The sequence below is a fragment of the Pontibacterium sp. genome (assembly GCF_964228735.1).
Taxonomy (GTDB): Bacteria; Pseudomonadota; Gammaproteobacteria; order Pseudomonadales; family Balneatricaceae; genus Pontibacterium.
Genome location: NZ_CAXRBQ010000091.1, coordinates 1 through 10,385, shown reverse-complemented (window position 1 = coordinate 10,385; position 10,385 = coordinate 1). Strand labels below are relative to the sequence as shown.

Genomic DNA, 10,385 nt, shown 5'->3' with positions numbered 1-10,385 from the left:
GGGGCTGCAGCAACTGATGAAACGCGGTGTTATGATGTGACAAAGCCTGAATCCTTTGTGATTAAAGTGCTTGCTCGCACACTCATTTTACTCACATGGATTCAGGCTTTCTTATTTATCCCAAACTATGGGACAGCAGTGGCCTTGGGCTCCCTTTTTTGTCTGTCCAAGGTCAAAGATAAAGGCGAAGTGAATGGAACTTGCTCGCGATTGTCTGTCTTAAGGTCTAGAATGTGCGCCCAACCCGCATGTTGAGTGGGTGTGGGTGCTTGCCGTTATAACGTGTATGCGGAATTTGGTACCCGCTCTGTTTAATAAGAATAAAAAACCGTTGCTTCACGGCAGAGTTGTATAAAAAAGGAGTGGCAATTTGCCATGGTAAAGGTTCGAGAAGATCATCCTATCCGTCAGGATGGGACTGTCGATCTTGATCTCTGGCTCGAGCGTTTGGGCGAGCAGGTTGAGATCGAAGATATAGAAGAAATACGTCGCGCGTGCGAAGTGGCGAAAGCCGCGTTCGAGCGTGTAGGAACAGAAGAGGATGTCTGGTCCGATCACTCTCCCGGCAGTTACCTGACCGGTCTGGAGATGACGCAGATCCTCGCCGAGTTGCAGCAGGATCAGCCCACCCTTGTAGCGGCCATTCTGTATCGCTCCGTGCGCGAGGGTAAACTGTCGATCGAATTGGTGCGCAAGCAGTTTGGCAAAGAGGTTGCCCGACTGGTTGATGGCGTGCGCCAGATGGCTGCGATCGGCAGCATCAAGAATCCCCGTGCCGAAGACAACGTCCTGGGTGGTGCCACCCACATGGACAACCTGCGTAAGATGCTGGTGGCCATGATCGACGACGTGCGTGTGGCCCTGATCAAGATCGCCGAGCGTACCTGCGCTATCCGTGCAGTGAAAAACGGTTCCCGTAAAAAGCGTTACCTGGTTGCGCGGGAAGTGTTCGATATCTACGCACCGCTGGCTCACCGTCTGGGTATCGGTCATATCAAGTGGGAACTGGAAGACCTCTCTTTCCGCTACCTCAAGCCCAACGACTACAAAAACATCGCCAAGCTGCTGGATGAGAAACGTCTCGACCGTCAGCAGTTTATCGATCAGGTCGTGGACCTTCTGCTGCGTCGTTTGCATGAAAACAATATCGACGGCGAGGTGAACGGGCGCGCGAAACATATCTACAGTATCTGGCGCAAAATGCAGCGCAAGAACATCGACTTCAGTCAGGTGTATGACGTGAGGGCGGTGCGTATTCTGGTGCCGGAGATTAAAGATTGTTACGCCGTCCTGGGTATCGTGCACGGCCAGTGGAAAAACATTCCACACGAATTTGACGACTACATCGCTTCACCAAAACCTAACGGCTACCGTTCCCTGCATACCGCGGTGTTCGGACCGGAGGGCAAGGTGCTGGAGATCCAGATCCGTACCCGTGAGATGCACGAGGAAGCGGAACTGGGGGTATGTGCTCACCACCTGTACAAGGGCACCGATACCAAATCCAAGAGTGATGCCTACGAAGACAAGATCGCCTGGTTGCGTCAGGTTCTTGAATGGCATGACGATCTGGGCGAGAGCGAAGCGTTTGGCGAAATGTTGCGTGGCGATATCGTGCAGGACCGGGTGTACATCTTTACCCCGGACGGTCACGTGATTGATATGCCGCAGGGTTCTACGCCGGTGGATTTTGCCTACCGTGTGCATACTGAAATTGGCCACCGCTGCCGTGGCGCCAAGGTTAATGGCCGCATCGTACCGCTGAACCGTCGCCTGCGTACCGGTGATCAGGTCGAGATCCTGACCATCAACGAAGAGCGTCCACGCCGCGATTGGCTGAACCCGAACCTGGGCTTTGTGACCTCCTCCCGTGCGCGGGCGAAGGTGGCACACTGGTTCAAGCAGCAGGATAAAGAGAAGAACGCTGCGGCGGGCTTCAAGATTATCTCGCGCGAGTTCAAACGTCTGGCTCTGGTGCAGGACGAGATCAGCTTCGAGGTGATGGCTGCCGAGCTGAACTTTAAAACGCCGGAAGATCTGTTTGCCGCACTGGGGGCCGGTGATGTGCGTTTGTCGCAGATCATCAATGCCGCCCAGCGTCAGGTTGAAAAAGCCCATCCGGATGAACAGCTCGATCTGGCATTGCCGACTGACGATCGCATGCCTACCGGACAGAGTGATATCCGCATCTCCGGTGTTGGCAACCTGATGACCACCATGGCCAGCTGTTGTAAGCCGGTACCGGGTGATCGCATTGCCGGGTACATCACTGTCGGACGTGGCGTGTCGGTACACCGCGAAGATTGTCCGAACCTGATGCAGCTGCGTGAGAACGAAGGTCAGCGTGTGATCGAGGTAGACTGGGGCCGCGAAGGTGAAAGCACCTATCCGGTGGATGTGTACATCGAAGCTTACGACCGCTCCGGTCTGCTGCGTGACGTGATGATCCTGTTGGCGGAGGACAATATCAACGTGACCGCTGCCAATACTGTGACCGACAAAAACCACAATACCGCAACTCTAACCATCACGGTGGAGATTGCTGGTCTGGAACTGTTGGGTCGCGTCATGGACAAGATCAACCAGGTGCCTAACGTCATCGATGTACACCGCCAGCGCAGTGGGTTTAACCTCTGATGGCTCAGTACAACATCGACGACCTGATCTACCTGATGCAGCGCCTGCGAGATCCCGAGAGCGGTTGTCCTTGGGATCTCAAGCAGGATTTTGCCAGTATCGTGCCGCATACCCTGGAAGAAGCGTACGAAGTCGCCGATACCATCGAGCGGCAGGACTGGGCGCATCTGAAGGATGAGTTAGGCGATCTGCTGTTCCAGGTGATCTTCTACGCCCAACTGGGCGACGAGATCGATGATGAAGCGCAGCACTTTGACTTCAACGCCATCGTCAGCAATCTGATCGAAAAGCTGGTGCGTCGCCATCCCCATGTGTTCCCGGGAGGCACCCTGCGTTCCGAACGCAGCGGGGCAAGCATCGACGAAGCGCAGATCAAGGCCAACTGGGAAGCGATCAAGCAGCAGGAGCGTGACGGTAAGGCGCGCACCGGCGTGCTGGACGATATCCCACGCTCGCTGCCGGCGCTAAGCCGGGCGCAGAAGCTGCAGAAGCGGGCCAGTCAGGTGGGGTTTGACTGGAACGATCCAATACCGGTGCTCGACAAGATCGCCGAGGAGATCGACGAACTGCGCGAAGCGATCCGTGAAGGCCGGCAGGAAGAGATTGCTGACGAGATGGGGGATATGCTGTTTGCACAAGTTAATCTTGCCCGTCACTTGGGCGTGAACCCTGAAACCGCACTGCGTGGCACCAACCAGAAGTTTGAACGTCGCTTTGGCCATATCGAAGCACAGGTGAATGCCTCTGAGCGAGACTGGGAGCAATACAGCCTGTATGAGTTGGATGCGTTCTGGAACGAAGCGAAAGCCAAAGGGCTGTAAGGAGTAGAGTTGTGGGTGGAATTCAGTGGTTTATCCTGATCGTTGTTGTGCTGGCCGGACTGGCGTTCTTTAACTGGAAAGCCAGCCAGAACCAGTTGGCCGCGCTGCAGAAGCAGGGCTTTAACATCTCCGACGATCTCAAGGGACAGCCTAATTTGCTGGTGGACAGCCAAGCACGAGAGCTGGCAGTAGTCACGGCCAAAGGATTCCAGCGTTACGGCTTTGATCAGGTGGCAAACGTTGAGCTGCGCTTTGATCAGGGCGTCCAGACCGATGAAAACTACCGGCTGGAAATTAGCTTTAACGGTGCCGCGACCACCAAAATCAAATATGAAAACGAGTGGCTGGCGAAGGAAAAGCAGGCACAGTTGCAGAACATTCTGCAGTAAGTTTTCTACCCTGACCTCCATCTTTTACAGGCCCTTTTCAGGGCCTGTTTCATTTCTGTTACCTGCTTGTCATAACGAACTGGCAGTCTCTTCTATAACCGGTTTTACGCCCTTAAGTTTTTGATTTGTGGAACAAAGGGTGTATGTTGGTTACTAATCAAAGCACAAGTATCTAGATATTTACGGGTGTAGAGTTCCGCCGGACCACTGGATGAACACTCTGCATCCGGCACTTTTAGGACTGTTTGCGGAGGTACATGATGTCTGATCTACACGAAGCCCTGCGAGAGAACGTACGCTCCCTGGGCGAAAGTCTGGGACGAACGATCAGCGATCATCGGGGAGATGCATTCCTGGAGAAGGTCGAGCAGATTCGAAAGCTGGCCAAAGATGCGCGCGACCACGATGAAGCGGCACGTGACGAGTTGCTGGAGGTGTTGAACAACCTTAGCTACGACGAAGTCCTGCCGGTCGCACGGGCATTTACGCAGTTCCTCAACCTGGCGAATATCGCCGAAGAACACCACCGGGTGCGTCGCCGCCTGGAGATCACCGACGTCTGCACGCCGGATTCCCTTTGCAGCCTGTTCGCCCGTCTGCGTCAGCGTGGTTTTAACGCCAAAACCGTGGCTGAAACTCTCAGCGAGATGCAGGTGGATCTGGTCCTGACCGCCCACCCAACCGAGGTGAACCGCCGTACCCTGATCCAGAAATATGACGGGGTTGCGGACTGCCTGCGTCGTCTGGATCAGGGCGAGAGTGCCGAGCATCGCCTCAATGAACTGATCAGCCAGATCTGGCACACCGACGAGATCCGCCAGCAGCGTCCAACCCCGGTGGAGGAAGCGAAATGGGGCTTCGCCGTGATCGAAAACTCGCTCTGGCAGGCGATTCCGCAATTCCTCAAACGTCTGGACGCTCAGCTCGATGAAACCCTGGGTGAGCGATTGCCACTGGATGCTGCACCGATCCGTTTTGCCTCCTGGATGGGCGGCGACCGTGACGGCAACCCGAATGTCACCGCCAAGGTCACCGAAGAGGTGTTGCTGCTTTCCCGCTGGATGGCGGCAGATCTCTACTTCCGCGATGTGGATGCCCTGCGGGCGGAACTGTCGATGGCCAAAGCCAGTGAAGCGTTGCGCAACCGGGTGGGTCACGATTGTGCTGAACCGTACCGTGAGCTGCTGGCGGATGTGCGCACTAAACTGTCCAACACCAAGGACTGGATCTTTGCCCGCCTGAAAGGGCAGCCGCTGCCTCATGTGCCGATCTACAACAGCAGCGAAGAGCTGATGGAACCGTTGATGTTGTGCCACCAATCGCTGGTGGATTGTGGCATGTCGATCATCGCCGAGGGGGCGCTGGAAGACATTATCCGACGTGTGGCCTGCTTTGGAACTTCGCTGGTTAAGCTGGATATCCGTCAAAGCTCCGACCGTCACGCACAGGTATTTGAAGAGCTGGCACAGTTCTACGGCCTGGGTTCCTATAACGGTTGGACAGAGGAGGGGCGTCAGAACTTCCTGCTGAAAGAACTGCAGAGCCGTCGGCCGCTCTTCCCGCGTGACTGGCAACCATCGCCTGAGGTGCAGGAGGTATTGGATACCTGCCGTGTGGTAGCGGAAGCCGAGCCGAACAATCTGGGTTCCTACGTTATCTCCATGGCCAGCAGCCCATCCGATGTACTCTCGGTGATTCTGCTGCTGCGGGATATGGGCATCGGCCACAATATGCGGGTGGTACCGCTATTTGAAACCCTCGCTGATCTGGATAACGCCCGCGACTGTATCGCCGCGTTGCTGGATGTGGATTGGTACAAACAGTACACCGAAGGTCACCAGGAGGTGATGATCGGTTACTCCGACAGCTCCAAGGATGCGGGCCAGCTAGCGGCGGCCTGGGGGCAGTTTAAGGCGCAGGAGGGGCTGACCGAACTCTGTAAGGAACGTGGTATTCACCTGACCCTGTTCCACGGTCGTGGTGGTACGGTGGGTCGTGGTGGCGGTCCGAGCCATACGGCAATCCTGTCGCAGCCGCCGGGTTCAGTGGATCGTAGCCTGCGTGTGACCGAACAGGGCGAAATGATTCGCTTCAAGTTTGGCATCCCCGAGATCGCTGTGCGTAACCTGGAGCTGTATGTGGGGGCGGTGCTGGAAGCGACACTGGACCCGTCTCCGGCACCGGAGCAGATGTGGCGCCAGCAGATGGAGCAGATGGCGCAACACGGTCTGAAGTCCTACCGCGATGTGGTACGCAACGATCCGCAATTTGTACCCTACTTCCGAGCGGCGACACCGGAGCAGGAGCTGGCCAAGCTGCCATTGGGTTCTCGACCGGCCAAGCGCCGTCAGGACGGTGGCGTGGAAAGCCTGCGTGCGATTCCATGGATCTTTGCCTGGACACAGATCCGTTTGATGCTGCCGGCATGGCTGGGTTCCGACACCGCTCTGGGTAATGCCGTTGAGGGTGGGCAGGCGAAGCTGTTGCGTACCATGTACAAGGATTGGCCGTTCTTCCGCTCCTATCTCAACATGCTGGAGATGGTACTGGCGAAAAGTGATCCACAGGTCTCAGCTTACTACGATCATCAGCTGGTATCGGAAGAGCTGCGGGTACTGGGTTCCAGCCTGCGCAGTCGCTTACAGCGCACCATCGATCTGGTGAACGAGATCAAGCAGCAGGACCAGTTGCTGGTGGAGCTGCCGGTGATTCGTCAGTCGATCGATGTGCGAAACCCGTATATTGATCCGCTGCACGTATTGCAGGCAGAGCTGCTGAACCGTGACCGCACCCAGCCGGACAAACGTCTGGAGCAGGCGTTGATGGTGACCATGGCGGGTATTTCTGCCGGTATGCGCAACACCGGCTAGGTTACCAGGTTGACTGCTGGCACGAGGAAAACAGGCGCGTTGGCGCCTGTTTTGCGTCCTCTAAAACGTTATAAAACGACGATGAAATGACAGAAAGCTTGAGCGATTTCCCCCTTTAACGTAATCTCAATAACCTTTTTGTGAACAGGCTGTGTGGATAAGTGTGTTAGTCCTAACGTCTTATTGTTCGGGTTAGGGTGCGTGGTATTGTCCTGTTCAGGTGTAATCTGATATTCAGTTTCAGAAAGAATTTTCTCTGCCCGGTGGCACTAAAACGGGGCGGACAGCAGTTTTATATTTATAACGATTATTAATTTTGGACTTAGGAGTTTTCCTGTATGCGTATCATTCTTCTGGGCGCACCGGGCGCTGGTAAAGGTACCCAGGCTCAATACATCACCGAGAAGTACGGCATTCCGCAGATCTCTACCGGTGACATGCTGCGCGCCGCAGTAAAAGCTGGCACTCCACTGGGTGTAAAAGCTAAAGAAGTGATGGATGCGGGCCAGCTGGTGTCTGACGACATCATCATCGGTCTGGTTAAAGAGCGTATCGCTGAAGCGGATTGCGAAAAGGGATTCCTGTTTGACGGCTTCCCACGCACCATCCCTCAGGCTGATGCCCTGAAGGACGCAGGCGTAGCAATCGACGCTGTGGTTGAGATCGACGTAGCTGACGAAGAGATCGTTAAGCGTATGAGCGGTCGTCGTGTACACCCGGGTTCCGGTCGTACCTACCACGTAGTGTTCAATCCACCTAAGGTTGAAGGCAAAGACGACGTTACCGGTGAAGACCTGGTACAGCGCGCTGACGACAACGAAGAAACCGTACGTGACCGCCTGAAGGTTTACCACGACCAGACTGCGCCACTGATCAGCTACTACAAAGGCTGGAACGAAGAAGACGCTGCGACTGCGCCTAAGTACGTATACGTACCGGGTGTCGGTTCCGTAGACGATATTCGTGACAAAGTATTTGAAGGTCTGGGTGCGTAAATTACGATACCCATGATCGATAAAAACCGCGCTATTTAGCGCGGTTTTTTTATGCCTGTCATCTGCCGTGCAATCGGTGCACCGAAGACGCTGTTTTCACGTATAATCAGCCCCCTGAATGGATAGGACTGCCAAGAACATGCGCACACAGCAGAAAACAGCCATCATACTGGCCAACCTGGGTACCCCGGACAAAGCTGAAGCCGGAGCCGTACGCCGCTACCTGAACGAATTTCTTTCCGACCGTCGTGTGGTCGAGGGCAATGGCCTGCGCCGGTTGCTGTGGTTGGCAGTGCTGAAAGGGATCATCCTCAATGTGCGTCCTGGACGTGTGGCTAAGGCCTACGCGTCGATCTGGGAGGATGACTCGCCGATGCGTAAGATCCTCAACCAGCAGGTCTCCGAGTTGAAGCTGGTGCTGCAGGAATGTTTTGCCGACAGCGCCCCGGAAGTGTATTCGGCCATGACCTACGGTCAGCCGGGGCTGAGCCATCTGCTGCCGGAACTGGCGAAGAACGGTTACAGCCAGTTGTTGATTGTGCCGCTTTATCCACAGTACTCGGCCACGACTACGGCACCGATCTACGATCAGGTGGCTAAGTTCCAGATGGCACAGCGCGAAGTGATGGATATCCGGATTGTAAAGTCCTATTACGATCACCCGGCCTACATCAAAGCGCTGGCAGGTAGTATCCGCGATTTCCGCGAGCAACACGGCAGTGCCGATAAGCTGATGCTGTCCTACCACGGTATCCCGAAAGAGTACGCCGACAAGGGCGATCCATACCCACAGCAGTGTCACCGTACCTCCGAGTTGCTGGCGGACGCGTTGGGCCTCAATGAAAACGACTGGATCACCACCTTCCAGTCCCGTTTTGGCCCTAAAGAGTGGTTGCAGCCTTACACCGACAAAACCCTGGAAAAGCTACCAGGGCAGGGTGTGAAAAACATACAAGTGGCATGTCCGGCATTTTCGGCGGACTGCCTGGAAACACTGGAAGAGATTGCGATAGAAAACCGCGATGTCTTTAAAGAGGCAGGGGGCGATGCCTACGCCTATATTCCGGCGTTGAACGCCTCCGCCGGATTCATCACCCTGCTTGCCGAGCTGGTTGCAGAACAGGCCGGTGACTGGGTTCAGGAGCGATAAGATTGCAAAACGAAATTCTGTTCGGTATCCACGCGGTTAAAACTGCACTGAAACGTGATGCGAAGCGTATCCGTTCCATGTGCGCCCAGAAAGGCCGCAAAGACGAACGTATCCAGCAGGTGCTGGAACTGGCTCAACAGCAGGGTATCCGCGTCAAGTGGCTGAGCCGCCAGGAGCTGGATGAACTGACCAGCAACGGTGTACATCAGGGCGTGCTGGTGGAGTGTGAGCCGATCCGCTCCCACAACGAAAAACAGCTGGAGCAGATGCTCGACAATCTCGATGAACAACCGTTCCTGCTGGTACTGGACGGCGTGACCGATCCGCATAACCTGGGTGCTTGCCTGCGTACCGCCGATGCGGCCGGTGTACACGCTGTGATTGCGCCGAAGGACAAGTCCGCCCCATTGAATGCAACGGTGGCTAAGGTAGCCTGTGGTGCTGCGGAAGCGGTGCCGTACGTGCAGGTGACCAACCTGGCACGTACTCTGAAAGCGTTGCAGGAGCGGGGGATCTGGATCACCGGTACTGCCGGTGAGACCGACCTGGACGTATATCAGTCCAACCTGACCGGTCCGATGGCGCTGGTAATGGGTGCAGAAGGCAAAGGCATGCGTCGCCTGACCCGGGAACACTGCGATCAGCTGGTGAAGATTCCGATGGCGGGTGAGGTGAGCAGCCTTAACGTATCGGTTGCGACCGGTGTGTGCCTGTTTGAAGCGGTGCGTCAGCGTTCCAGTTAATTGCTGGATCACTGACGCTGGAATTCAGCGTAGAACTCAAGCTCGACCTCTTCACCGACAAGTGCGGTATAGCGGTCGATACCAAAATCGGTGCGGTTTAACGTGCCACTGGCGGTGAAGCCCAGTGTGTACCTGCGGGTCAGCAGGTTGGTTGCACCGCCATTAAAACGCCCCTGAAAGCTGACGCTCTTGGTGACACCGCGCAACGTCAGGTCACCGGTGAAGACAAAGCGGTTATCACCCAGCGGTTTGATGGCGGTGCTGGTGAAAGCGGCCTGCGGAAACTGTTCGCTGTGAAACCAGTCACTGTTCTGCAGGGTGCCCTCAACAATGCTGTCGTCCACATCTACGCTTGTGGTGTCCACCCGCGCGTCCAGTTGCGTAGCCTCAATGTTAGCCGGGTCAAACTCCAGACTGGCGCTGAAATCGTTGAAGCGTCCCACATAAGTCGATAGTCCCAGATGTTCAATCTTGAACAGCAACGTGCTGTGTTGAGGGTCGATCTGGTAGGCGCCGGGTTTTAGCGCACTGATCTGATCGGTCTTGTCCGGTGTTACCAGCGCACCGCAGCCGCCAAGTAACAGGCTGATCAACAGCGCACCGCCGAAAAGCTTAAACAGACGCATAACTGACTGTCCTCCGTGTTTGCGTAAAACTCCTACGAACGTTCAGACTAGGCGCCGTGGATTTAGTTCGTGCTGCCGAGCGGCTGTTCACTCAGAGTGGCAGGTTCCGGATTTATTTCGCGGGTGTGTTCTTTACGCTATAGGCGTGTTCGGC

Annotated in this window: 9 protein-coding genes; 8 read left to right on the top strand and 1 reads right to left on the bottom strand. The window is 55.6% G+C overall.

Annotation, left to right across the window (positions count from 1 at the left end):
• The 8 genes from ACEQ15_RS10765 to rlmB form a co-directional block, all read left to right on the top strand.
• The coding region (locus tag ACEQ15_RS10765) for a hypothetical protein (protein WP_370279192.1) at positions 1-255 on the top strand (255 nt) is incomplete at its 5' end.
• 120 nt (positions 256-375) lie between these two features.
• Entirely contained in the window at positions 376-2,637 is a 2,262-nt protein-coding gene (gene relA / locus ACEQ15_RS10760; protein WP_370279191.1) for a GTP diphosphokinase, read from the top strand.
• Positions 2,637-3,458, top strand: coding sequence for a nucleoside triphosphate pyrophosphohydrolase (mazG, locus tag ACEQ15_RS10755; RefSeq protein WP_370279190.1), 822 nt, complete (start codon positions 2,637-2,639; stop codon positions 3,456-3,458). Before relA ends, mazG begins: the two co-directional genes overlap by 1 nt.
• 11 nt (positions 3,459-3,469) lie before the next feature.
• Positions 3,470-3,847 (top strand): hypothetical protein, encoded by a 378-nt coding sequence (locus ACEQ15_RS10750; RefSeq protein ID WP_370279189.1) that lies wholly within the window; start codon positions 3,470-3,472, stop codon positions 3,845-3,847.
• Positions 3,848-4,104: 257 nt separating this feature from the next.
• Positions 4,105-6,717: a phosphoenolpyruvate carboxylase gene (ppc, locus tag ACEQ15_RS10745; protein WP_370279187.1), complete on the top strand. Its 2,613-nt coding sequence runs from the start codon at positions 4,105-4,107 to the stop codon at positions 6,715-6,717.
• A gap of 338 nt (positions 6,718-7,055) precedes the next feature.
• Positions 7,056-7,712 (top strand): adenylate kinase, encoded by a 657-nt coding sequence (gene adk, locus ACEQ15_RS10740; RefSeq protein ID WP_370279185.1) that lies wholly within the window; start codon positions 7,056-7,058, stop codon positions 7,710-7,712.
• Positions 7,713-7,851: 139 nt separating this feature from the next.
• Positions 7,852-8,862, top strand: a complete 1,011-nt coding sequence (hemH, locus tag ACEQ15_RS10735; protein WP_370279184.1) for a ferrochelatase — start codon at positions 7,852-7,854, stop codon at positions 8,860-8,862.
• 2 nt (positions 8,863-8,864) lie between these two features.
• On the top strand, positions 8,865-9,605 hold the full coding sequence (gene rlmB, locus ACEQ15_RS10730; RefSeq protein ID WP_370279183.1) for a 23S rRNA (guanosine(2251)-2'-O)-methyltransferase RlmB: 741 nt from the start codon (positions 8,865-8,867) through the stop codon (positions 9,603-9,605).
• An 8-nt stretch (positions 9,606-9,613) separates the two neighbouring features.
• Here rlmB and ACEQ15_RS10725 read toward each other — a convergent pair whose 3' ends face one another.
• Positions 9,614-10,231, bottom strand: a complete 618-nt coding sequence (locus tag ACEQ15_RS10725) for a YceI family protein (RefSeq protein ID WP_370279182.1) — start codon at positions 10,229-10,231, stop codon at positions 9,614-9,616.
• Positions 10,232-10,385: the final 154 nt, after the last annotated feature.

Bases quoted from the DNA above. Each gene is read 5' to 3' on its own strand.
- relA (WP_370279191.1), top strand. From the start codon at position 376: ATGGTAAAGGTTCGAGAAGATCATCCTATCCGTCAGGATGGGACTGTC.
- mazG (WP_370279190.1), top strand. From the start codon at position 2,637: ATGGCTCAGTACAACATCGACGACCTGATCTACCTGATGCAGCGCCTG.
- ppc (WP_370279187.1), top strand. From the start codon at position 4,105: ATGATGTCTGATCTACACGAAGCCCTGCGAGAGAACGTACGCTCCCTG.
- adk (WP_370279185.1), top strand. From the start codon at position 7,056: ATGCGTATCATTCTTCTGGGCGCACCGGGCGCTGGTAAAGGTACCCAG.
- hemH (WP_370279184.1), top strand. From the start codon at position 7,852: ATGCGCACACAGCAGAAAACAGCCATCATACTGGCCAACCTGGGTACC.
- ACEQ15_RS10725 (WP_370279182.1), bottom strand. From the start codon at position 10,231: ATGCGTCTGTTTAAGCTTTTCGGCGGTGCGCTGTTGATCAGCCTGTTA.